20 protein-coding genes, 7 tRNA genes and 1 pseudogene are annotated in these 21,753 nt (G+C 67.4%); 4 read left to right on the forward strand and 24 right to left on the reverse strand.

The genetic code is table 11. The features are described 5' to 3' along the window. Positions 1 to 30 precede the first annotated feature (30 nt). The 16 genes from yajC to E3T23_RS12515 all read right to left on the reverse strand — a co-directional run bounded on the left by yajC (position 31) and on the right by E3T23_RS12515 (position 9,261). Positions 31 to 396: a preprotein translocase subunit YajC gene (gene yajC, locus E3T23_RS12440; protein ID WP_241977896.1), complete on the reverse strand. Its 366-nt coding sequence runs from the start codon at positions 394 to 396 to the stop codon at positions 31 to 33. Positions 397 to 514: 118 nt separating this feature from the next. Further along, positions 515 to 1,564, reverse strand: coding sequence for a Holliday junction branch migration DNA helicase RuvB (gene ruvB, locus E3T23_RS12445; RefSeq protein ID WP_166806288.1), 1,050 nt, complete (start codon positions 1,562 to 1,564; stop codon positions 515 to 517). Between the two features lie 14 nt (positions 1,565 to 1,578). Beyond that, positions 1,579 to 2,202, reverse strand: coding sequence for a Holliday junction branch migration protein RuvA (gene ruvA, locus E3T23_RS12450; RefSeq protein ID WP_134370749.1), 624 nt, complete (start codon positions 2,200 to 2,202; stop codon positions 1,579 to 1,581). Beyond that, positions 2,199 to 2,801, reverse strand: a complete 603-nt coding sequence (ruvC, locus tag E3T23_RS12455) for a crossover junction endodeoxyribonuclease RuvC (protein ID WP_134370750.1) — start codon at positions 2,799 to 2,801, stop codon at positions 2,199 to 2,201. Before ruvC ends, ruvA begins: the two co-directional genes overlap by 4 nt. A gap of 5 nt (positions 2,802 to 2,806) precedes the next feature. Then, positions 2,807 to 3,571, reverse strand: a complete 765-nt coding sequence (locus tag E3T23_RS12460; RefSeq protein WP_134370751.1) for a YebC/PmpR family DNA-binding transcriptional regulator — start codon at positions 3,569 to 3,571, stop codon at positions 2,807 to 2,809. A gap of 148 nt (positions 3,572 to 3,719) precedes the next feature. Next, positions 3,720 to 4,262, reverse strand: a complete 543-nt coding sequence (locus tag E3T23_RS12465; RefSeq protein WP_134370752.1) for a DUF1697 domain-containing protein — start codon at positions 4,260 to 4,262, stop codon at positions 3,720 to 3,722. A gap of 9 nt (positions 4,263 to 4,271) precedes the next feature. Further along, positions 4,272 to 4,865, reverse strand: a complete 594-nt coding sequence (gene pdxT, locus E3T23_RS12470; protein ID WP_134370753.1) for a pyridoxal 5'-phosphate synthase glutaminase subunit PdxT — start codon at positions 4,863 to 4,865, stop codon at positions 4,272 to 4,274. Positions 4,866 to 4,875: 10 nt separating this feature from the next. Then, complete coding sequence (pdxS, locus tag E3T23_RS12475; protein ID WP_134370754.1) at positions 4,876 to 5,772, reverse strand: pyridoxal 5'-phosphate synthase lyase subunit PdxS; 897 nt, start codon at positions 5,770 to 5,772, stop codon at positions 4,876 to 4,878. A 70-nt stretch (positions 5,773 to 5,842) separates the two neighbouring features. After that, positions 5,843 to 6,406, reverse strand: coding sequence for an HIT family protein (locus E3T23_RS12480; protein WP_134370755.1), 564 nt, complete (start codon positions 6,404 to 6,406; stop codon positions 5,843 to 5,845). A 1-nt stretch (position 6,407) separates the two neighbouring features. Beyond that, positions 6,408 to 8,330, reverse strand: a complete 1,923-nt coding sequence (gene thrS / locus E3T23_RS12485; protein ID WP_241977906.1) for a threonine--tRNA ligase — start codon at positions 8,328 to 8,330, stop codon at positions 6,408 to 6,410. A gap of 162 nt (positions 8,331 to 8,492) precedes the next feature. Further along, positions 8,493 to 8,564, reverse strand: a tRNA-Val gene (locus E3T23_RS12490). Positions 8,565 to 8,589: 25 nt separating this feature from the next. Continuing rightward, positions 8,590 to 8,663, reverse strand: a tRNA-Cys gene (locus E3T23_RS12495). Positions 8,664 to 8,712: 49 nt separating this feature from the next. After that, positions 8,713 to 8,784: transfer RNA gene (locus tag E3T23_RS12500), tRNA-Gly, on the reverse strand. A gap of 185 nt (positions 8,785 to 8,969) precedes the next feature. Further along, positions 8,970 to 9,041, reverse strand: a tRNA-Val gene (locus E3T23_RS12505). 25 nt (positions 9,042 to 9,066) lie between these two features. Continuing rightward, positions 9,067 to 9,140 (reverse strand) — tRNA-Cys (locus E3T23_RS12510). A 49-nt stretch (positions 9,141 to 9,189) separates the two neighbouring features. Further along, a tRNA-Gly gene (locus E3T23_RS12515) sits at positions 9,190 to 9,261 on the reverse strand. A gap of 152 nt (positions 9,262 to 9,413) precedes the next feature. Between E3T23_RS12515 and E3T23_RS12520 the strand changes: the two genes are divergently transcribed. Next, positions 9,414 to 9,486: transfer RNA gene (locus tag E3T23_RS12520), tRNA-Val, on the forward strand. Between the two features lie 77 nt (positions 9,487 to 9,563). On the opposite strand, the gene E3T23_RS15280 is transcribed toward E3T23_RS12520, so the two are convergent. Beyond that, the gene (locus E3T23_RS15280) at positions 9,564 to 9,725 is read right to left on the reverse strand and encodes a hypothetical protein (RefSeq protein ID WP_166806283.1); all 162 of its coding nucleotides are present in this window, start codon (positions 9,723 to 9,725) and stop codon (positions 9,564 to 9,566) included. 72 nt (positions 9,726 to 9,797) lie between these two features. Beyond that, positions 9,798 to 9,971: a CsbD family protein gene (locus E3T23_RS12525; RefSeq protein WP_134370757.1), complete on the reverse strand. Its 174-nt coding sequence runs from the start codon at positions 9,969 to 9,971 to the stop codon at positions 9,798 to 9,800. 78 nt (positions 9,972 to 10,049) lie between these two features. Between E3T23_RS12525 and E3T23_RS12530 the strand changes: the two genes are divergently transcribed. Further along, on the forward strand, positions 10,050 to 10,760 hold the full coding sequence (locus E3T23_RS12530) for a M50 family metallopeptidase (protein ID WP_134370758.1): 711 nt from the start codon (positions 10,050 to 10,052) through the stop codon (positions 10,758 to 10,760). A gap of 169 nt (positions 10,761 to 10,929) precedes the next feature. On the opposite strand, the gene E3T23_RS12535 is transcribed toward E3T23_RS12530, so the two are convergent. Then, positions 10,930 to 11,625, reverse strand: coding sequence for a CG0192-related protein (locus E3T23_RS12535; protein ID WP_134370759.1), 696 nt, complete (start codon positions 11,623 to 11,625; stop codon positions 10,930 to 10,932). A 764-nt stretch (positions 11,626 to 12,389) separates the two neighbouring features. On the opposite strand from E3T23_RS12535, the pseudogene E3T23_RS16040 reads away from it, so the two are divergent. Then, positions 12,390 to 12,474: pseudogene (locus E3T23_RS16040) on the forward strand (YkvA family protein); the annotation flags it as partial. Between the two features lie 285 nt (positions 12,475 to 12,759). Continuing rightward, a complete protein-coding gene (locus tag E3T23_RS12545) occupies positions 12,760 to 13,497 on the forward strand; it encodes an aminoglycoside phosphotransferase family protein (RefSeq protein WP_134370761.1) in 738 nt (245 codons plus the stop codon). 93 nt (positions 13,498 to 13,590) lie between these two features. Here E3T23_RS12545 and E3T23_RS12550 read toward each other — a convergent pair whose 3' ends face one another. From E3T23_RS12550 to E3T23_RS12570, 5 genes are all read right to left on the reverse strand, one after another. Continuing rightward, on the reverse strand, positions 13,591 to 14,883 hold the full coding sequence (locus E3T23_RS12550) for an HNH endonuclease signature motif containing protein (RefSeq protein WP_166806284.1): 1,293 nt from the start codon (positions 14,881 to 14,883) through the stop codon (positions 13,591 to 13,593). Between the two features lie 128 nt (positions 14,884 to 15,011). Beyond that, complete coding sequence (locus E3T23_RS12555; protein ID WP_134370763.1) at positions 15,012 to 15,743, reverse strand: YqjF family protein; 732 nt, start codon at positions 15,741 to 15,743, stop codon at positions 15,012 to 15,014. Positions 15,744 to 16,020: 277 nt separating this feature from the next. Beyond that, positions 16,021 to 17,004, reverse strand: a complete 984-nt coding sequence (locus tag E3T23_RS12560; protein ID WP_134370764.1) for a hypothetical protein — start codon at positions 17,002 to 17,004, stop codon at positions 16,021 to 16,023. Between the two features lie 254 nt (positions 17,005 to 17,258). Continuing rightward, entirely contained in the window at positions 17,259 to 18,737 is a 1,479-nt protein-coding gene (locus E3T23_RS12565) for a flotillin family protein (RefSeq protein WP_134370765.1), read from the reverse strand. A 101-nt stretch (positions 18,738 to 18,838) separates the two neighbouring features. Further along, positions 18,839 to 21,535 carry a LuxR C-terminal-related transcriptional regulator gene (locus tag E3T23_RS12570; RefSeq protein WP_134370766.1) on the reverse strand — a complete coding sequence of 899 codons (2,697 nt, stop codon included), beginning with the start codon at positions 21,533 to 21,535 and terminating at the stop codon, positions 18,839 to 18,841. Positions 21,536 to 21,753 lie beyond the last annotated feature (218 nt).

A 21,753-nucleotide genomic window follows, 5' to 3' on the forward strand; every position in this document is an offset into this window, starting at 1 on the left:
CTCCGAGGAGCGGGCATGGGGAGGGATGGGTTACGCGTCGCCCTTTTTGGGCTCTTCGTCGGAGTCGGCAACGCGCTGGCCGAAGTCAGGTTCACCCATGACGGTGGCGCTGCCCTGGTTCAGCTCGGCGACGCCCTCCGCCTCGGGCTCGGCCACGATCGGTTCGACGACGCGGGCGATGGTCTGACGGTGCAGCTGCACGACGGTTCCGGGGGCAATCTCGAGGGCGACCTTGTTCGCCTCTTCATCAATGGCCAGAATGGTTCCGTACATGCCGAAGTTGGTCATGACCTCGGCGCCGACGACCATCTGGGCCTGCAGGGCAGCCAGGTCCTTCTGGCGCTTGCGGCTGTTGCGGAACATGAAGAATACGAGCGCCGCGAGAACGGCGAGCATGACAAGAGTCAACGGATCCATAGAACTGTGAGACCTTCCGGTTGCGGCGCGAGGCCGAAGTTTGTGCGTGCCGACTCCGGGGAGCCCGCACGAATGGTTCTAGGCGAACCAACTCGAATTATAGGTCATCCAGCATAAGAGGGACTGGCGGCCCGCCCGTTCGAGGGGCGGCAAGGCCGAAATGCCGCCACGCTTCCGCGGTCGCCACCCTGCCGCGTGGAGTGCGCATCAGAAACCCGATCCGCACCAGGAACGGCTCCACGACGGCCTCGATGGTCTCGGATTCCTCCCCCACGGACACGGCGAGGGTGTTGAGGCCCACCGGCCCTCCCCCAAAACGGGTCAGGATGATGCGCATCACCTCCCGGTCCAGCCGGTCCAGCCCGATCGCGTCCACGTCGTAGAGCTCCAGTGCGGCGTGCACCGCGGCCACGTCGGCGTCTCCGCCGTGCACCAGCGCGTAGTCCCGCACGCGTCGGAGCAGACGGTTGGCGATTCGGGGTGTGCCTCGGCACCGTCCGGCGATCTCGGCGATGGCCGTCGTGTCGATCACCAGGTCGAGCAGTTTGGCCGCGCGCTCGAGCACCCGCTCGAGTTCGTGGTCGGCGTAGAACTCCAGGTGGGCGGTGAAGCCGAACCGGTCGCGCAGCGGGTTGGGCAGCAGCCCCGACCGGGTGGTGGCGCCGACCAGGGTGAACGGTGCCAGGTCGAGCGGGACCGAGGTGGCGCCGGCCCCCTTCCCGACCATGATGTCGATGCGGAAGTCTTCCATCGCCAGGTAGAGCATCTCCTCGGCGGAGCGGGCCATGCGGTGGATCTCGTCGATGAACAGCACTTCGCCGGGAACCAGTGAGGAGAGTACCGCCGCCAGGTCACCCGCGTGCTGGATGGCAGGGCCGCTGGACATCCGCAGCGGCCGGTTGCCCTCGTAGGCGATGATCATGGCCAGAGTGGTCTTCCCGAGTCCGGGCGGGCCGGCCAGCAGGATGTGGTCGGGGGTGCGGCTCTGCATGGTGGCGGCCGTCAGGAGCAATTGGAGTTGTCCGCGCACCTTCTGCTGGCCGACGAACTCGGCCAGGCTGCGGGGACGGAGGGCCCCCTCGAAGGCCAGCTCGGCGTCGCCTTCGAGCACCGGGTTGGTCAGCTCCACGCCGGGGTCGCCGGCCAGGCCCTGTCCGCCGGTCACGAGCGACGCTCCGATGCCTGCTGGGCCGGGCCGAGTCTGGCGAGCACAAGGCGGAGGAGCGCGGCCACACCGACCTGATCGGGTTCCGGGCTCTCGGCCAGGGTCTCGTCGACGGCCTGGGCGGCCACCTTCTCCGACCAGCCGAGACCGATCAAGGCGGCCTGCACGTTCGCGGACGCACTGGTCGGCGCCGGGCGGGCGGAGGCCGCGGCCGCGGTCGTCACGAACACCTTGCCGGCCAGGGACAGCACGATGAGTTTCGCCGTTTTCGGCCCGATGCCGCTGACCTTGCGGAACGCGCCGTCGTCTTCCGCTGAGACGGCCTGGGCGATCTGGCCGGGACTCAGCACCGCGAGCACACCGAGGGCCGATTTCGGTCCGACCCCGGTGACTCCGACCAGAAGCTCGAAGACCTCGAGTTCGTCGGCGGACGGGAAGCCGAAGAGGGTGAGTGAGTCTTCGCGCACGATGAGTGTGGTCGAGAGTCGAGCCTCCGTGCCCACGCGCAGGGACAGGGCGGTGGCCGGGGTGACCTGAACGGCCAGTCCGAATCCCCCGAGCTCGATCACGACCACGGAACCCACGGCAGACAGGACAAGGCCACGAACGGAAGCAATCACCGCTTCAGACTACGGGGCACCGGGGACACCTGGCTGCGCTCGGCGGCGCGCCATGCCTTCTGGGCCGGGGTCAGGGTTCCGGCCACCACCTCGGCGCTGGTGGGCAGGGTGCCGCCGGCTGCCCCGGTGCGCCAGGCGTGGCAGATCGCGATGGCCAGCGCGTCCGCGGCATCCGCGGGCCTCGGCACTTCTTTCAGGCCCAGCACCCGCGCCACCATGGCGCCCACCTGGGCCTTGTCGGCGGATCCGTAGCCGGTGATCGCGGCCTTGACCTCGCTCGGGGTGTGCAGGGTCACGGCCAGTCCGCGTTGGGCGGCGAGGAGCAGCGCGACACCGCTGATCTGGGCGGTGCCCATCACGGTGCTGACATTGTTCTGGGCGAACACCCGCTCAATGGCGACGACCGCGGGCTTATGCCGGTCGAACATGTCTTCCAGGCCGCGGCTGATCAGCAGGAGCCTCTGTTCGAGCGGCAGGTCGGGTGAGCTGCGCAGCACCGTCACGTCGACCAGGGTCGCGGCGCGGTTGCCGGCCACGTCGACGATGCCGACGCCGCAGCGGGTCAGCCCGGGATCGATGCCCAGAACCCGGACTGACATGGTCGCTACTCGGTTTCGGCCTGGAGTTCCGCGATGACCTCGGGCGACACGTCGTAGTTGCTGAAGATGTTCTGGACGTCGTCGAGCTCTTCGAGCGCGTCGATCAGCCGGAACACCTTGCGGGCGGTCTCGGCGTCGACCTCGACCTTGAGTTGCGGCACGAAGGCGATGTCGGCGGAGTCGTAATCGATTCCGGCGTCCTGCAGGGCCGTGCGGGTCGCCACGAGGTCGTGCGCTTCGCTGAAGACCTCGAACTTGTCGCCGTCGTCGACGACTTCTTCGGCACCGGCGTCGAGCACGGCAGCGAGCACGTCGTCTTCGGTGACGTTGTTGCCCTTGGGCACCACGACAATGCCCTTGCGGTGGAAGTTGTAGGCCACGCTGCCGGGATCGGCCATGTTGCCGCCATTGCGAGAAACGGTCGTGCGTACCTCGGCGGCGGCGCGGTTCTTGTTGTCGGTCAGACACTCGATCATGATGGCGACGCCGTGCGCGGCGTAGCCCTCGTACATGATCGTCGTGTAGTCGACGACCTCACCGGACAGTCCGGCGCCGCGTTTGACGGCACGGTCGATGTTGTCGTTGGGGACGGAGGTCTTCTTGGCCTTCTGGATCGCGTCGACCAGGGTCGGGTTTCCCGACAGGTCGGCGCCGCCCATGCGGGCAGCCACTTCGATGTTCTTGATCAACTTGGCGAAGGCTTTGGCCCGACGTGAGTCGGTGACCGCCTTCTGGTGCTTCGTTGTCGCCCACTTGGAATGTCCGGACATGAGTCTCCCGTTGTCTTTGGCTGTCGTGACGTGGCTGTCGATTGGCGCCGGGGTGCCTGCTGCCGCTGGTCGCTGCACTGCTGTGCCACTGATCGCTGCACCTGGAGGTGCGCCCCATTCTAACCCGCGATGCCTGATGGGACGGGCTTCACGCGCCCGGAACCGCGGCAAGCAGCTTGGTCAGGGTGCGGAGGTTGCGGGTGGTCGTGGTCGACCGGTAGCGGGCCTTGCCGCTCAGCTTGCTGAACGGGCTGTTGATGCCGACGCTCCGGCGCACCTGCCAGTAGAGCACGCCCTCCCCGGGCCGTACCTCTTCCGTGTCCGGGTCCAGCCGGCCGGCCGACGCGTGCAACTCTTCGAGGGCTGATTGCCCGGCCCCGAATACGACGTACGGATGCCAGCCGTCCCGCTGGGCGTCGAACGGGAACGCCCGCACCACCGAATCGAGGGTGCCGACCCCCACGAGCACGATCCAGGCCTGATAGCCGAAGGCGCTCGAGAGGGCACGTTCGATCCGGGGTTTGAGCGCCGCGGCATCCGTTTCACCCGTCGTGAACAGCACGTTGCCGCTGGCCAGGACCGTGCGAACGTCTGCGTAGCCGAGGTCGCGGAAGACGGTCTGCAACTCGGCCATCGCGATGGTGATCCCGTTGACGTTGATTCCGCGCAGGAGCGCCACCCAGTCGGCCATGACCGGAGCCTAGTGACGGAAGTTCGCGGCGGCCACCTTCTGCAGGAAATACTCGTGGAAGCGGTACTCCCCGGTGATCTCCGGATGGAACGACGTGCCGAGCAAGTTGTCCTGCTCGACCGCGACGCAGCGCCCGTCGGAGAGCGTGGCCAGAGCCCGTGCGCTCGGCCCGACGGTCTCCACCACGGGAGCTCGGATGAACACGGCGTGCACCGCCGGATCACCCAGCACGGGCACATCAAGATCGGTCTCGAACGACAGCGTCTGCGAGCCGAAGGCGTTCCGGCGCACCGCGATGTCGAGGCCGCCGATGGTCTGCTGGCCTCTGATCCCGTCGATGACGGTGTCGGCGAGCATGATCAGACCGGCACAGGTGCCGTACACGGGCAGGCCGCTCCGCACGGCCTCCGCGAGCGGGTCGGCGAGGCCGAACGCCCGGGCCAGTTTGTCCATCACGCTGGACTCGCCGCCCGGGATCACCAGCCCGCTGATGCGGGCCAGTTCCTCCGGGCGGCGGATGAGTTCGACGTCGGCACCGAGGGACCGCAGCACCCCGGCATGCTCCCGAAAGTCACCCTGAAGGGCGAGAACTCCAACGATCACGGACGGGTGGCTACCAGCCGCGCTCGGAGAGGCGGTGCGGCGCCGCCAGGTCGGACACGTTGATGCCGACCATGGCCTCGCCGAGCCCACGGGAGACCGATGCGATCACGCTGGGGTCGTCGTAGAACGTGACGGCCTTGACGATCGCGTTCGCGCGCGCCTGCGGGTTGCCCGACTTGAAGATGCCGGAGCCGACGAACACGCCGTCAGCGCCCATCTGCATCATCAGGGCGGCGTCGGCAGGGGTGGCGACGCCGCCGGCGACGAACAGGACGACGGGGAGCTTGCCGGTGGCTGCGATCTCCGCGACGAGTTCGTACGGTGCCTGCAGTTCCTTCGCGGCGACGTACAGTTCGTCCTTGCTCAGGCCGGCCAGTCGTGCAACCTCGCCCTTGATGGTGCGGATGTGCTTCATGGCCTCGGAGACGTCGCCGGTACCGGCCTCGCCCTTGGACCGGATCATGGCCGCGCCCTCGGTGATGCGGCGGAGCGCCTCACCAAGGTTGGTGGCACCACAGACGAACGGAACCGTGAAGTTCCACTTGTCGATGTGGTTGACGTAGTCGGCGGGGCTGAGCACCTCGGACTCGTCGATGTAGTCGACGTTCAGGGCCTGCAGGATCTGCGCTTCGACGAAGTGGCCGATGCGGGCCTTGGCCATCACCGGGATGGAGACCTCGGCGATGATGCTGTCGATCAGGTCGGGGTCGCTCATGCGGGCGACACCGCCCTGAGAACGGATGTCAGCGGGAACCCGCTCGAGGGCCATGACGGCGACAGCACCGGCGTCCTCGGCGATGCGAGCCTGCTCGGCGTTGACGACGTCCATGATGACGCCGCCCTTCATCATGTCGGCGAGTCCACGCTTGACGCGGCTCGAACCAAAGGCGGAAGTGGTTTCAGTCATAGCTTTGATTCTATTCCTTGCGTGTTGTCGGTTCCGCCCGGCGGGTGCCTGCGCGGAGGGGTAGGTGAGGCTAGCTCTGGTCCGTCGGCCAGCCGCCTGCGACTTCGCGCCGCACATCGCCCAGAAGGCGGGGAATCGCCTTCGTTCCGGCGATGATCGGGAAGAAGTTCGAGTCGAGTGCCCAGCGGGGAACGATGTGTTGGTGCAGGTGCCCGGCGATGCCCGCGCCGGCGATGCGGCCCTGATTCATGCCGATGTTGAAGCCGTCACAGTGCGACACCGCCTTGAGCACGCGCATGGCCACCTGGGTGAGACTGCCGATCTCGGCGATCTCCTCCGGGCTGGCCTCGTCGTACGTCGCGATGTGGCGGTACGGGCAGACCAGCAGATGCCCGCTGTTGTAGGGGAACAGGTTTAGCAACACGTAGGCGTGCTTGCCGCGGGCCACGATCAGCGCCTTCTCGTCGGTCATGCCGGGAGCCAGGCAGAAGGGGCAATCGTCCGGGTGCGGCTGCTGACCATCCTGAATGTAGACCATGCGGTGCGGGGTCCAGAGGCGTTGGAAGGCATCCGGAACCGCGGCGAACTCCGATGACTGCTCGAGTCCCTCGAACTCGTCACTGTGCTGGTCCATGTCAGGCCTGGCCCGTAGTTGTGACCTGGGCGCGGGTCTCGATCGCGGCGATGATGCGCGCGATGGCCTCGTCGGCCGGCACGCCGTTGTCCTGGGTGCCGTCGCGGAACCGGAAGCTCACGGCACCGTTATCGCGGTCATCCTCGCCGACGATCAGCTGGAAGGGAACCTTCGCCTTGGTGTGGTTGCGGATCTTCTTCTGCATGCGATCGTCGGAGTGGTCGACCTCGGCGCGCACGCCCGCGGCTTTGAGGCGGCCGACGATCTCGTCCAGGTACGGGCCGTACTGCTCGGACACCGGGATGCCGACGACCTGAACCGGGGACAGCCACACTGGGAAGGCCCCGGCATAGTGCTCGGTGAGCACCGCGAAGAAGCGCTCGATCGACCCGAACAGGGCCCGGTGGATCATCACCGGACGTTGACGGGAGCCGTCGGGAGCCGTGTATTCGAGGTCGAACCGCTCCGGCAGATTGAAGTCGAGCTGGATCGTGGACATCTGCCAGGTGCGGCCGATCGCGTCGCGGGCCTGAACGGAGATCTTCGGACCGTAGAACGCGGCGCCGCCCGGGTCGGCCACGAGATCGAGGCCGGATGCTTCGGCAACCTCGCGCAGGGTGTCGGTCGCTTCCGCCCACGCCTCCGCGGTGCCGACGAACTTCTTCGGGTCCTTCGTAGAGAGTTCGAGGTAGTAGTCCTCGAGGCCGTAGTCGGCGAGCAGCTTGAGCACGAAGTTGAGGGTGCTGGTGAGCTCCTCCTTCATGCCTTCGCGGGTGGTGTAGATGTGCGCGTCGTCCTGCGTCATTCCGCGCACGCGGGTGAGGCCGTGCACGACACCGGACTTCTCATAGCGGTAGACCGAGCCGAACTCGAACAGCCGCATGGGCAGGTCGCGGTAGCTGCGTCCGCTGGAACGGAAAATCAGGTTGTGGAACGGGCAGTTCATCGGCTTGAGGTAGTAGTCGACGCCCTGGCGGGTCATATGGCCGTCGGCGTCGTACTCAGCGTCCAGTTTCATCGGCGGGAACATGCCGTCGGCGTACCAGTCGAGGTGCCCGGACGTCTCGAAAAGGTTCGACTTGGTGATGTGCGGCGTGTAGACGAAATCGTAGCCGGCCTCGGTGTGGCGCTTGCGGGAGTAGTTCTCCATCTCCTGCCTGATGATGCCGCCCCGGGGATGGAAGACGGGGAGGCCCGAGCCGATCTCCTCGGGGAAGCTGAAGAGGTCCAGCTCGGCGCCGAGCTTGCGGTGGTCGCGCTTGGCGGCCTCTTCCTGGCGGGCCTGGTACGCGCGCAATTCGTCCTTGGTGGGCCAGGCGGTGCCGTAGATGCGCTGCAATTGCGGGTTCTTCTCGGACCCGCGCCAGTAGGCGGCGGCCAGGCGGGTCAGGGAATACCCGTTGCCGATCATGCGGGTGTTCGGCAGGTGCGGGCCGCGGCAGAGGTCTTTCCAGACCGTCTCCCCCGTCTTCGGGTCAACATTGTCGTAGATGGTGAGCTCGGCGCCGCCGACCTCGACCGACTCGTTGTCGGCGGTCTCCGCGGCCCCGCCCTTGAGCCCGATCAGTTCGAGCTTGTACGGTTCGGCCGCGAGTTCTTCCCTGGCCTGGTCGTCGGTGACGACGCGGCGCACGAACCGCTGACCCTGACGGATGATGCGGTCCATGGCCTTCTCGAGAGACTTGATGTCCTCGGGGGTGAACGCCTCTTCGACGTCGAAGTCGTAGTAGAAACCGTCGGTGACGGGCGGGCCGATGCCCAGGCGAGCGGACGGGTTCACGGTCTGCACGGCCTGCGCAAGCACGTGCGCGGCCGAGTGGCGCAGAATGCTGAGGCCGTCGGGCGAGCCGATGGTCACCGGTTCGACGACATCCGTGGGAGTCACCGTCGTGGCGAGATCCTTGAGCTCGCCGTTGACGCGCATTGCGACAACGGACCGGTCGGTGAAAAGCTCAAAGCCGTCAGCCACGTGTATTACTCCTCAGTATTGGTCGAACCCCCTCAACTTTAGCGGCGCGCCTCGACCCAGACGGGCACGGCCATTCTGGGCAAAGAAAAAACCCCCGATTTACCGGGGGTTTGTCTGTGGGCGATACTGGGATCGAACCAGTGACCTCTTCCGTGTCAGGGAAGCGCGCTACCGCTGCGCCAATCGCCCATTTTCCAGAATGACTTTCCAGAAGTGGAGGTGGATACGGGATTCGAACCCGTGTATACGGCTTTGCAGGCCGCTGCCTCGCCTCTCGGCCAACCCACCACTTGGGATTCGTACCAAAAAGAACCGGCCTCACGGCCGATTCCATTCGAGCGGATGACGAGATTCGAACTCGCGACCCTCACCTTGGCAAGGTGATGCGCTACCACTGCGCCACATCCGCACTTGTCAACGTTTCCGCTGACTTGAAAGACTCTAGCCGATTCCGACCGACCCCGCCGCACCCTCCCCGGCGATTCATCGCGGCGAGACCGAGGAGGGCCCGACTTCACCGGGATTTCGGGCCAGTCGCGGGGAAAGAAAAAACCCCCGAGTTACCGGGGGTTTATCTGTCTCGCACAAGAACTGTGGGCGATACTGGGATCGAACCAGTGACCTCTTCCGTGTCAGGGAAGCGCGCTACCGCTGCGCCAATCGCCCATTTTCCAGAATGACTTTCCAGAAGTGGAGGTGGATACGGGATTCGAACCCGTGTAGACGGCTTTGCAGGCCGCTGCCTCGCCTCTCGGCCAACCCACCACTTGGGATTCGTACCAAAAAGAACCGGCCTCACGGCCGATCCCATTCGAGCGGATGACGAGATTCGAACTCGCGACCCTCACCTTGGCAAGGTGATGCGCTACCACTGCGCCACATCCGCAACTGCCCGCATTTCTGCGCGCTTGAAGACTCTAGCCGATACTCCGGTTCATATTCAAACCGAGCCTCCCCGGCGTGTTGCGGCCCCCTCGATGTGCGCCTTCCGCCCGGTCTGGGCTAGTATCGGAACTCGCGGTTGTAGATGAACCGCCGGGGCGATTGGCGCAGTTGGTAGCGCGCTTCCTTCACACGGAAGAGGTCATCGGTTCGAGTCCGGTATCGCCCACACACAGGAAAAGCCCCGGAAATCCGGGGCTTTTCTCGTTTGACGGTGCGGGTCGAAGTCGACTGGCCGCAGCCCGATCAGGTCCGTTTTCCGGACATCATCCGGACCAGCCAGACGATCACGGCGATGACGACGAGCACGATGCCTACCCAGATCAGGAAGTTGAGCGACTCGACGAATCCTCCGGTGAGGAGAAGAGCGACGGCGATGATTGCGATGACGATGAGGAGGATGTTCATGATTCTCCCCTGCCTTTCTTTGGTTGTTGGTTCGCTTGACGGTTCGATTGTCGGTCGCTGAAACCGGCTCGGTCAGTCTGTGAGCGCATCCTTCACGTTCTCACCGGCCTGCTTGAGGTTCGCCTTGGTCTGATCGGCCTTTCCTTCAGCCTCGAGACGCTCGTTGTCGGTCATCTTGCCGACGGACTCCTTGGCCTTTCCGACGGCCTCCTCGGTGGCGTTCTTGATCTTGTCCGAAGCACTCATAGAAACGGTCCTTTCACTGGTAGCCGGTATCTGCGGTCAGTATATGGCTCCCGGTCGGTCTCATCTAGGCTGACAACCATGGACGGGCTGAGCGAAATCTGGGGGCAGCTCTCCGCCCGCAACGAACCTCTGCCCGCGGTCACCGCCTGGCTGACCATCGTGGCCGCCGCCGTGCTCGTGCTGGTGCCGGCCCTGTGGCGGGTCAGCCGCCACGTCATCACGATCGCGCACGAGGGTGGCCATGCCGTGGTGGCGACGTTCAGCGGCCGGCGGCTCGGTGGCATCCGGTTGCACTCGGATACCTCCGGGCTGACCGTGAGCAGCGGGCGCCCGCGCGGACTCGGCATGGTCCTGACCCTGCTGGCCGGCTACACGGCTCCTGCCCTGCTGGGGCTGGGCGCCGCACGGATGCTCAGTCTCGGGTACGACATCGGCCTGCTGTGGCTGCTGCTGGCGGCCCTGGCGCTGCTGCTGGTGCAGATCCGCAACTGGTTCGGGCTCTGGTCCGTGCTCGTCACCGCGGGCCTGGTCTTCGGCATCACCTGGTTCGGCACCCCCCCGGTGCAGAGCGTCTTCGTCCTGCTGATCACCGCGTTTTTGCTGCTCGGAGCGGTGCGCACCGTGGTCGAACTGCAGCGGTCCCGGTCACGGAGCCGTGGCACCACTTCCGACGCCGATCAGCTGGCCCGTCTGACCCACATCCCGGGCGTGGTCTGGGTGACCGTGTTCTTCGTCGCGACGATTGCGTGCGCGGGGCTCGCGGGACGGTTCCTCGGCCTGCTCGCCTGACGGAGCCCTACCCGCTCGTAGGCGGGGCGATCCTCCGAACTGCCCGTGTCGCCTCTTGACGCGCTGATGGAATCGGATGAAGGAGTCCCACGATTGCTGTCAGATCCTGCAACACGGCACGCCGAAGGGCCGCGGATCCGGTGGGAAGGGTGAGGGTGACGTCGTCCACTCAGTGAGCCTGCACCTGGATTTGGACCTGAACGAGTGTTTGCGGAGAGAGCTGGTCCGTCCAGGTGCCGGTCAATACGGCTGTTGGCGCGTGGTCGTCGAAAGCGGCGGGCCGACTCGATCCCCGGCTCTGGGAGTCACGCCGGGTGAGCAGCCGCTCCACGACCAGTCGGAGGGTGCCCGATTCCACAACCGTCGTGCCACGATCGTGCCGGGTGGACACCGGGCCGGCCGAAGACAGCGAGGGCAAGGGTGTGTCACTCTTCCCGCTTCCGACGACGACTGCCGTCGACTCACGGAGGACCCGCTCTCCGTCGATGTCGATGTACTGATCGGCCTGGCGCCCACCCGTGAGCGCGGCCGTGGCGACAGCCGTCAGATACGCGGGGTCTCCGGTAGCGTCGTACACCCACCGCCGGCCCAGCACTGAATGCTGCATCGTACCGATGAGCCAGGCCTCACCGTCCACGAGCGGTGCGCCACGGTAGGTCAGCGGTATCTGCAGAACGGGGCCGTCGCCAACCGTGACCAGTATGGTTTCGATTCCGACCTCGCCATCAGGGTCGTCGAAGCGGAACGAGCCAACGCTCGTGAAGCTCGCGCCGTCGCTGCCTTCACACCACGGCTGGGTCGGCGCCCACGCCTCGATGAGTTCGATCTTCGACGGCCGCAGCTCGGCCTGATAGAGGAGTGCCATACCGCAGATTCTAGGGGGGCAGCACTCCCCCTGCCCGCATCCCGCGCGTCAGGAGACGGACTCGCCGCTGCAAGGGACTTGCCGCTGCGCCAGGCGTTCAGGCAGCCGACGAGGGCCAGGGAGGCCAGCAGAACGCCGACCATGCCCGAGGCGAAAAGACCGTGCGTGGCGAGCAGTCCCCACAGCGTCTCGCTGGCCGCGGCGACGGCATCCGGACGCCGGCGCTGAACGGGGTCGGGGTGCCTGGTCCGGCTGATGCCACCCGGGCCCGGTGGGAGTTTCCCGCCTGACGGTTGACGGGCCTGCCGGTGCTTCGGCTCAGGACGCGACGTTCTCGGTCGCGCCGGGCACGGCACCCGGGACCGGCTTTCGGCGGCTCAGCTTGTCCAGCGCACGGAATCCACGGACGATGGGCGTGCGTGATACCGAGACATCCACGGTTCGACCCGAAGGCACCTCGGAAATTGATTGTGCTTGCACGCTTCTTTGTCCGCAGCGGATGTGGCCGGTCCCCAATGCGAGAATCAGAATATGACCTCCACCGATCGCCGCTCATGACGTCCTGGTTGGAAGTCGTGCTGGGCATGCTGGGCGGTTTGGTGGTGTTGTGGTTGGCCCTGGTTCTTGTCCTCTGGCTGGAACAGAGGCGGCACCCTGGCGGTTTTTCGCTCCCTGACCTTCTGCGCCTCGCGCCTGATGTCGCACGGCTGCTCAACCGTCTCTCGGGCGATCGCAAAGTGTCGTTTGGTGTTCGAATCTGGCTTGCCGTTCTTTTGGTCTACTTGCTGTCGCCGATTGACCTAATTCCGGACTTCATCCCGGTTCTCGGCTACGCCGACGACGCAATCGTGGTCGCAATCGCTCTGCGCTTCGCGACTCGCCGGGCGGGTCGTGAAGCGGTCCAACGACATTGGCCAGGAACTCCCGAAGGCCTATCAGCCGTACTCCGGCTGGCTGGTTTGAAATCAACCACCTAGGCCGTGTGTCTTCTCGATAATGCGACCGAACGTTGGAACGTGTCTCAAGGTCGGGACACACTGCTGCGAAAGTTCTGACATCCGGAAGATATCGATAGTCGGGCCGTTCGCTCGACATCCCTGCGTGCGTACCGCGTGCGGCCCTTAGGTTGGACTAATGGATGAAGAGGTTCTGGTGGGAGGGAACTCGAGCACGGTCGTGCGGGTCGGCGACACCGTTCACCGCCCGTCCGGACCCTGGACTCCCGCGGTCCATCAGCTTCTGACCACACTCCGCGCGGCGGGCGTGACGGAAATCCCTGAGCCATTCGGCCTGGACGAGGAGGGCCGCGAGGTACTCTCCTACCTCCCGGGGATCGTCGGCAATTACCCGATGCCACCCTGGATGTGGTCGCGGACGATTCTGCTCGAGGCCGGGGCCTTGCTCCGGCGCGTACATGACGCCAGCGTGCCACTCGCGCATCGAGCCGACATATGGCAGCTGCCTGCGCACGAGCCGATCGAGGTGATGTGCCTCAACGACGTCGCTCCGTACAACATGGTTTTCCAAGACGGGCACATCACGGGCCTGATCGATGTCGACATGGCCTCCCCCGGGCCTCGGATCTGGGATCTCGCTTACCTCGCGTATCGGCTGGTCCCGCTCGGCGAGTACACAGACGAGGACGTGCCGGATTCGGATGCTCGCCCGGGTCGGCTCGCTGCACTCATTCGTGCCTACGGTTATGACTTCGCCCAGGCCGCCATTCTGCGTACAGCAGCAGACCGCCTGGCAGATCTTGCCGTTTTCACGGACCGACGTGCCACCGACACCGGTCGCAATGATTTCGTCGACCACGCCGCACTCTACCGACGCGACCGCGACCGACTTCTCGACCTGAGCGCACGCGCGTAGCTCCAGGCTTCGCCGGCCCCCTCGAAGTCGGTTGCCGGCTTCGGGTGGGCGATCGAGGGACTGGTCGAACTTGACGTCTGTCGCTCCCGCCGATCAGAACGGCGCGGGCTCGGCTTCAACCTGCGACGCCGCGCCCGTGCGCGCCGGTGCACGTGCCGGCACAGGTGACGCCGGGCGGATGATCGTGGCCGGCTCGCTCACGAAGGTGCGCCCGGTCGGTGACGTCCACTGCAGCAATCCGTCGCCGAGGTGGCGCACCTGCCATCCGGTCTCGCTTTTCAATGCATGACACCCTGGGCATAGATGGGCGAGGTTGTCGTGCGCGGTCAGCCCGTCGAACTGCCAATCCAGGGAATGGTCGAGATCACAGTGCGCCGCCGACCGGTTGCAGCCGGGGAACCGACACGTTTTGTCCCGCACCCGCAGGAACCGTTTCAGATCTTTGGGCACCTGGAACCGGTCGCGGCCGACGGAGAGCACCGCCCCGGTCTCCGGGTGCACCAGGATGCGGCTGAAGCTCGGCGCCCCGGCCGCGATCTGCCGAGCCGTGTCCGGGTCGATCGGACCGTACCCCTCCAGAAACCCCGGTTCCTCACTTACCCCCATCAGGGTCAACACCGGAACGGTCACGTTCACCGCGCCCCGAATGCCCTCGCCCACTCCGGACGGGGTGACCCCGTCGAGGATGATGTCCGCGAACACATCCGCCGTCAACTGGGTCCGCGTGCGCTCCTCCTCCGGGCCCTGCAGGCTCACCGCGCCGAGCATCACCCGCTCGTGAGCCGCCGCCACCTTCTCCGCTGTGTCATAGAGAGTCAGCGACGCCATACCGTCGGGTTCGGGCTCGAAGAACACCGCCCGGTCCCGGATGGACTTCTGGTGCCGGGCCGTGATCGTCCTCGGATGCAGGCGCTCCCGGAGCAGCCGCGCCCGGCACTTGAGCTTCGACGCCGTCAGCGTGCCTGCCGACCCCAGCACCTCCGCCTCGAACGCCGGCCGCGCCTCCTCCGGCACCGACCACGCCTGATCGATCACCACCCTCGCCTGCTGGTAACTGATCTCCCCGGTCGCCAGCGCGGCGCGGGTCGCGGGAAGTTCGTCGGCCAGGGCCCGGCTCTCCGCGATCAGGTTCTCCGCCGTACGCCGCGGAACCCGGAGCGTGCAGGCCAGCTCGCTCACGAACTCCCGCTCCGCGACCTCGGCGGCACCCCACCGGGACCCCGGCAGCCTCGCCGCCGCGATCGCCCGCGCCTGCCCGAACCGGCGACCCGCCTCGACCAGGTCCGCCCGCCGGGCGAACGCCTGCGCGATGGCCCGTTCGGCCGCCGCGATCGCCTCGAAATGCGCCGCGAGGGCCTCTTGCTCTTCGATGAATGAGGGCTTCATGACACACACGTTACGGGCACCCACCGACACTGTCCGCAGCATCCACCCACCCACAAACGCACTGTGGATAACCCGATCAAACCCGGTTTGTGGAGGACGCAGTTCAGCCTCACCAATCCCGGCGAGGCTCAGCCGGCGGCACCGAACCAGGTGGTGACACCGGGTGAGTAAAGCACCGAGTCCGGCGCGCGTCCGGCCAGCCCGGGGAACCCCGCCACGGCGAGCAGGGTGTCATCGAGACTGATCAGCTCGGCCTGGAAGAGCTCCCACGGTTCGTGGTGGTTCCGCAGGTGCATCGTACGGCCTCGTGTGCGCGTGAACAGCGCCCAGCGCGCCGTCAGGAAGTCCGCGAGCGGGTCGCCGACGACCGGACGGGCGGTCGGCCGCACCACGATGTCAGTGTGCGCCGCGGCGGCCAGGTGGCGGCGTGAGGTATAGCGGTACTCCCCCGCCGCAACCTCGAGGCGGGTTCGAGACCACATGTACGGGATCGAGAACAGTGCCCGGGCGGCCAGCACCGCGGCGAGGCGGGAGGCCTCCAGCGACACGAAGACCACGCCGCGGCGCCCGTTCGCGTCCACCGCGTACAGGCGCACGTTCACCTCGACGAAGGTGCCGAAGTAGGGAATGGGCGGGCTGCCGAAGACGGTGGCCCGGTCGAGCACGAACGGGATCAGCCCGACCCAGCTGGTGCCGTCGAACTCGTCGGGCGCCAGGCCCTCCGGCAGCAGCGGCGCAACGAGTGCCGCGTCGACACGCCAGTGCACGAACATCAGGTTCGACCAGCGCTGGCTGGAGGATGCCCGGCCGGCGAGGCGGGGCGCGACCGCCGAGATCGGGTCCATCGCGGCATCCGTCATCTGGAATTCTCCCCTTGCTCGCCGTGCTGCACGGAGCGGCCGGATGTGCCCCGCAAGCAACCACGTTACCCGTCCGGGAACCGCTTCCACTTCGCCGCCACGGAGTCGTTCACCCGCTGAAATACGGCCGAATCCGGCCTTCCGCCGAGATTAGTCGCGACGCTTTGCTGCCTTACCGCCATCATGGGCGTGTACGGCAATTTTCACCACACTCATTTGAAGGCGACCCGCACGGCGATCGCCCGCTGATTCTGGGCTGAGGGTCGACACCCCGCTATCAGTTGATCCGTCCGGCAACGTGACCGGCCAGGCCGATCAATTTCGCCTTGAGTTCGTCGACATTTGATTCGGGACTCGATTCAGCGTTCAGTCTCACCCAATTACCTCCGATGACGGCGTTGAGACTGCACCCGAGGTGGAATCCGCAGCCGAAGGTGGCACGGTCCACTCCCACGATCGGCTCCTCGACAACCTGAAGGGCGCCTGTGGGAACGAGGAGCTCCGCTGCCCGATCGAACGCCCAGGCGCCTCCGTGCAGCGCAGCCATGTAGCCGACAAACGTGGTCTCGTCCTCCAGAAACCAGAGACAGCGGTCCACCCCGGCGTCTTCCGTAGCGGCGGCCAGCAGGCTCCAACCGCCACCGGAGCCTCCGTCGCCACCGATGCTGACGCCCGGAACGGTCAGGGCGTCGGCAACTTCGGCGGCGGTGGCGTACGAGCAATCGGCCGGGAGAGTCGCGGTATCGGCCGGCGGCTGCCAAAGCGGCCCCGCAGCAGATGCGCGCGACACCCGGCCGACCACGGCCTCAAGGAGCGGCTGCACTCGGGCTGCTACCCCGCGGTCGTCCACGTTGGTGGCAACCTCGATTCCCTGGATTTCCAGATCGATCCAGGCACCGTGAACGAGGATGTTCGCCGTGCAGCTGGAATCGTTGCCCCGGCCGAAGCATTGGACTCCACCGGCCTCCCCATAGGTCGCCGTCACCGTGCTGAGTGCGGAGGCGTACATGGTCGCGTAGCGTTCCCACTGGTCGACGGAATCCGGAAGAATGAGCAGCGTCACGCCCCGATAGCCGGGGGCGGTGCCGCCGGGCTCAGGTACGACACCGTTACTGGCAGCGCAGGCCGTGCCGCCCCGCTGGCCGATGGAGTAGGCGGCCGGTGTCGCGTAACCCGGATTCGCGGTGAACTCGACCGCTGACAGCCCAGGGGCTACGGCCGCGGCGACGACTGTCTCCGGAAGAAGCTCGCTACAGGTCAAGCCGAGACGAGACGAGGGTGCGGAGGCCGCCGTGGGCGGTGCAGAGGTCCCGCTGGGTGGTGCTGAGGAGCTGGTGGAATCGGTCGCTGAGGCCGACCCCCCACGGTGCGATTCAGCGCCGCAGCCGGTGAGAACGACGGCGATGACCAAGCCGACTGCAACGGCCATGACGCGTCGGACGCTGGACCGTGACGATGCTCGCCGACATCTGCTGGTGTGTGCTGCTTCAAGCATGGGATCCCTCGTTTCGGGCGCTAGGCCTCGACGGCCGGTGCGGCCAAAGCGTGGTCGACGTCGGCCTGCTGGGCGGTCGTGAGCGGCGCCTGCGGCTTGGCGGTCTTCACCGCGGAGGCACCGGCAGCGACTCCGCCGACGAGGTTGCCGAGCAGTTCCCGGATGCCGAGGCCCATGGTGGACTTGAGCACCCCGTCGACCTCGGTGAAGCCGGACGCGACGTTCTTGGTCAGCTGGCTGGCGCCATCCGTGGAGATGACCGTCAGGCTGTCGATGTTCGCCATCGGGGCGGCCAGCTCGCGGGCGATCTCGGGCAGCATCTCCACCATGCGTAGCTGGATCAACGCCTCGCTCTGCTCGGCGACGGCCTCGGCGGACAGCCGCGTGGCGGTCGCTTCCGCGGTACCGCGGGCCAGGATGGCGTCGGCCTCGGCCTGACCCTCCGCGCGGAGGGCCTCGGCGTTGGCGATACGGCTATCGCGGTCGGCGTTCGCGCCGGCCACGGCGGCCTCGGCCGCCGCGCTGGCGGTCACCCGGATGCGGTACGCGTCGGCGTCGGCGATCGCGTTGACCTCGGATTCCAGCTCGGCCTTGCGGAGCGACGCGCGCCGCTGAGCGGTGAGCTCCTGCTCCTGCACGATGGCCTGCTGGGCTTTGGCCTCGGCCAGCGGCTTGGCCGCGGCGGCTTCCGCGGCGGCCTTGTCGGTATCCAGCTGCAACGCGGCCTTCCGGAGTGCCAGCGTGTTCTGGGCCTCGGCGATGGCCTGCTCGGCCAGGATGGAGGCCTCCTGGGCCTCCCGGTTGGCCTGGTGCTCGGCGACCTCGGCCTGGCGCCGCACCTTGGCCTGCTCCGCGCGGCCGAGGTCGCGGATGTAGTCGTTCTCGTCGGTGATGCCCTTGATCTCGAATGAGTCGACATCGACTCCCTGGTTCGCGAGGGACTCCCGCGCGGTCGCCAGCACGGAGGAGCCGAGCTCGTCACGCTTCTGGATGATGGTCATCACGTTGGTTCCGCCGATCGAGGACCGCAGCGAACCGGACAGCACCTCCTGGGCGAACCCGTCGATGTTCTTGTCCTGGCCGAGGAATCGCTGCGCGGCGGCACGGATGGCGGCCGGGTCGTCGCCGACCTTGACGATCGCGACGGCTTCCACGGTCAGGGTGACGCCGTTCTGGTCCTGGGCGAGGGCCGTGATCTCGATCGCCCGGCTCCGGAGGCTGATCTTGAACGCCTTCTGGAAGAAGGGGGTGATGAACACACCTTGGCCGTGAACGACGCGCTGCCCGGATTCCTCCAACGTGGCACCGTCGACGATGGTCTTTTTCGACTTCTTGCCGGTGATGACCAGGGCCTCGTCCGGCCCCGCGTTCTTGTAGACGGTTTTGGCGTAGATCAGGCCGACCAGGAAGACGACGATGCCCAGAGTGATGAGACCGGCGATGGGGCTGAGCAGGAATTCGAACATGGGGTCCTTCCGTTCCGCCGGCACGAAGATCATGCGCGCGGCCTGGCACACCGCGCGGCGCGCAGGGGCACAAGACCCTCGAAGCCTAGTGGTCCGAGTCCGGCGGAACCATTCCCATTCGGGGGGGGGCTCGGTCAGAGCAGACCGCGCTCGTGCGCGATGACCACGGCCTGAGCCCGGTCGGTGGCCGCGAGCTTCTGATAGATGTTGCGCAGATGCGTTTTGACGGTGTTCGGGCTGACGTTGTGCTTGCGGGCGATGTCCGCCACGGACTGATGGAAGGGCAACTCGCGCAACAGGTTCCGCTCCCGCTCGGTCAGCGGTGCGTCCGTGGCCGGGACCCGGGCCGGGCGGGTCTCCCCCGGTGCCCGCCCCGCCAGAGCCAGAATCCGGTTGGCGAAACCGTCCAGGGCGGCCAGCCGCCCGATCCTGGCCTCGAGTAGCGACACCCCGAGCCCGCCCATGGCCAGGAAGGCCCGCTCGACACGCAGCTGCTCGGCCAGGCGCAGCGCGCGCACCAGACGGGCATCCGCTTCGGCTGGACGTTCACTCTCCTCGGCGAGGTCGGCGAGAACGATCCAGGCGCTCACGAGCGTGGACCCGCGCCAGCACCGGCCGGCCGGTGTTGCGGCGGCTTCCAGCCGACCGCCGGCTCCGTGGCGATCCCGGGGCGGCGGGTCGGCGAGGGATCGGAGCAGCACGGCCTCCAGCGAGTCCGAGCCCAGCACGGCATCCACCAGGCGTGTGACCCGACGGGCCTCGGTCCTCCCGTCCAGCGCACCGGTCAGATCGAACCAGGGGATGCAGCACAGGCTCAGGACGCGCGGGTGGCCGACCGCGTTCTCCCGCATCACCCTGTTCAGATTCTCGAGCACGGAGCGCGGCCTCGGGTGCGCCGACACCGCGGACAGGGCGAGCAGGGCCTGCGCGGGCACGATCAGTCCGGAATCGGATACCAGTGGGTCGGCCGTGACGAGTCGCTCCAGGGTGCTCGAGTCGACCGGCTCGCAGCGTTCGTACCGTCGGATCTGCAGCGAGACCCAGGCTCGGGCTGCGGCGCGGTCGAACGGCGCCCCCGCCACGGACCCCCTGACACCGGTGATGGGGCCCGCTGCGGGTGCAGTGGCCAGAGCCAGCTGATCGTCGATGAGACCGGCACCGGCCCAGTCGCCGCGTCGGGAGGCCGCGGTGGCGGCGATATCACCGGCGAGCAGGAACAGCCACGCGTAGCCCGTATTCCGCGCGGTCACGGCCACCGTTCGCAGTCCCGCTTCCGACCGCTCCGCTTCGCCGAGTCCGGCGTGGCACCAGGCTTCCGCGGTCGCGGCCAGCAGCTCGACGCCGAGGTCAGACCGACGCCCCGGGCCGTTGCGGGCGGCACTCAGTCCGGCCAGGCGGTCACGGATCTCGTCGGGGGCGGTGGCGAAGAAGGCGGTGAGCGCGTCGGTCACCACGGGCCAGATGTCCGCGCCGGTGCCGGTCGGGCGGCCCGCCGCGTCGAGTTCCGCCATCAGGTGGCGGGCCCGCCCACGGTCGGGAAAGTACGGCGCGTCCAGGAGCAGTCTCAAAGCTGCCACCACGGGTGACCCCGAGAACCCGGCGAGCGCGGCCGGCTCGGCCAAAACCCTGAGCACGAGATCGGGCGTTCCCCTGAGCACAAGGTCGACACCGAAGGCGGCGAGCATTTCGGCGACGAGGCCCGGCAGCCGGGCGGCAAGTGCCTGCTCGATGGCGTCGTTCCCCTCGGCGCGGCGCGCACACCACCGGGCCGCGGTCTCGTGCGCCGCCACGGCCGCGGCAACGTCACGCCGCCGCGCCTCGGCCTGCAGATAGGCCAGAAGGATCGGGTGGATGCGATACCCACCGGTGCCCGCGCCGCTCTCCCTGGTGATCAGGGCGCCCGGACCCGCCAGCCGGTCCAGCACCGCCCCGGCATCCACTCGCTTCGTCACCTCGACGGCCAGATCGATCGAGACGACGGCCCTGACGGCGGCGAGCAGCATCGTGTTCTCGTCACCGTCAGCCCAGCCGGCGATGATCTCCGATCGGAGGAAGCCGGCCACCGCGGGATCGTCACCGTCGAAACTGCGCACCAGCCGGGCGGAGTCCGCTCGTCCCCGCAGCGAGGGCACGATCAGCGCCAGCCCGGTCGCCCACCCCGCTGTGCGCTGTAGCAGGATCGCCGTCTCCTCCTCGGTCAGGAGAAGACGATTACCGGCGGCGAGCGCCAGCAGGTCACTTCGATCGAATGCGAGGTCTGCGGGCGGCACCTCCACCATCGATCCGGAGGCACGCAGGCGCGCCAACTCCGCGCCCGGCGGCGTGCGCCCCGCGATCACGAGACGGATGCCGGCGGGCGCCGACGCGACCAGCTCGCCCAGCATCCCCTGCCGGTCCGCCCCGGCGGGGTCCAGGTCATCGATGAAGACGTACCGGGTCTCCCCGCCGCCCGGCACCTCCGAGGGAAGATCGGCGCGATCGGAGTGCCCGGCGAGCGTGGCCGTCCGCCAGACATCGTCGGGACGGAACCGACCCGGCTCCGGTGCGCGTATCCACGTGACCGACTCCCCCGCCCGCTGGAGGCGACGCGCCCAGGCGGCCAGCAGAGTCGTCTTGCCGGAACCGGCGGCAGCCCACAGGCAGACGCATCGCACCTCACCGGCGCGGAGGCGATGCAATGCGCCGTCGAGCCGGGATCGCTCCACCTCCGTGGCCGACGAAGCCGGGATCTCCGGACCGGCCCCGGGTGGCGGGAGCCCCTGTGAGAGGACCGGCTGCGGTAGTGCTTCGTCGGGAAGCCCGATCTGAGCCGGTACCCGATGCACGGTCATTGGGAACACGTCCTCCGTTCGCGGCCCCGGGTGGTCGCTCAGCAGCGACACCTTAGCTCCCGGCCCGACCCTCGGCTAGAGGCCGGGTACACACCGCCGACCCGTGCAGCGGGCGCGGCCGCGGCGAATTCACCCGTTTCGGGTGAGAAGGCGCCGCCCCGTGGACGTGGGACAGTGGCACGCGTAACTCGGTGGCGTGGTCGACGCTCAGCGCTCGA

This window comes from Cryobacterium cheniae (assembly GCF_004403395.1).
Taxonomy (GTDB): domain Bacteria; phylum Actinomycetota; class Actinomycetes; order Actinomycetales; family Microbacteriaceae; genus Cryobacterium; species Cryobacterium cheniae.

Bases quoted from the DNA above. Each gene is read 5' to 3' on its own strand.
- yajC (WP_241977896.1), bottom strand. From the start codon at position 396: ATGCTCGCCGTTCTCGCGGCGCTCGTATTCTTCATGTTCCGCAACAGC.
- ruvC (WP_134370750.1), bottom strand. From the start codon at position 2,801: ATGTCAGTCCGGGTTCTGGGCATCGATCCCGGGCTGACCCGCTGCGGC.
- E3T23_RS12460 (WP_134370751.1), bottom strand. From the start codon at position 3,571: ATGTCCGGACATTCCAAGTGGGCGACAACGAAGCACCAGAAGGCGGTC.
- E3T23_RS12465 (WP_134370752.1), bottom strand. From the start codon at position 4,262: ATGGCCGACTGGGTGGCGCTCCTGCGCGGAATCAACGTCAACGGGATC.
- pdxS (WP_134370754.1), bottom strand. From the start codon at position 5,772: ATGACTGAAACCACTTCCGCCTTTGGTTCGAGCCGCGTCAAGCGTGGA.
- E3T23_RS12480 (WP_134370755.1), bottom strand. From the start codon at position 6,406: ATGGACCAGCACAGTGACGAGTTCGAGGGACTCGAGCAGTCATCGGAG.
- thrS (WP_241977906.1), bottom strand. From the start codon at position 8,330: ATGCGCGTCAACGGCGAGCTCAAGGATCTCGCCACGACGGTGACTCCC.
- E3T23_RS15280 (WP_166806283.1), bottom strand. From the start codon at position 9,725: ATGAACATCCTCCTCATCGTCATCGCAATCATCGCCGTCGCTCTTCTC.
- E3T23_RS12525 (WP_134370757.1), bottom strand. From the start codon at position 9,971: ATGAGTGCTTCGGACAAGATCAAGAACGCCACCGAGGAGGCCGTCGGA.
- E3T23_RS12530 (WP_134370758.1), top strand. From the start codon at position 10,050: ATGGACGGGCTGAGCGAAATCTGGGGGCAGCTCTCCGCCCGCAACGAA.
- E3T23_RS12535 (WP_134370759.1), bottom strand. From the start codon at position 11,625: ATGGCACTCCTCTATCAGGCCGAGCTGCGGCCGTCGAAGATCGAACTC.
- E3T23_RS12545 (WP_134370761.1), top strand. From the start codon at position 12,760: ATGGATGAAGAGGTTCTGGTGGGAGGGAACTCGAGCACGGTCGTGCGG.
- E3T23_RS12550 (WP_166806284.1), bottom strand. From the start codon at position 14,883: ATGAAGCCCTCATTCATCGAAGAGCAAGAGGCCCTCGCGGCGCATTTC.
- E3T23_RS12555 (WP_134370763.1), bottom strand. From the start codon at position 15,743: ATGACGGATGCCGCGATGGACCCGATCTCGGCGGTCGCGCCCCGCCTC.
- E3T23_RS12565 (WP_134370765.1), bottom strand. From the start codon at position 18,737: ATGATCTTCGTGCCGGCGGAACGGAAGGACCCCATGTTCGAATTCCTG.
- E3T23_RS12570 (WP_134370766.1), bottom strand. From the start codon at position 21,535: ATGACCGTGCATCGGGTACCGGCTCAGATCGGGCTTCCCGACGAAGCA.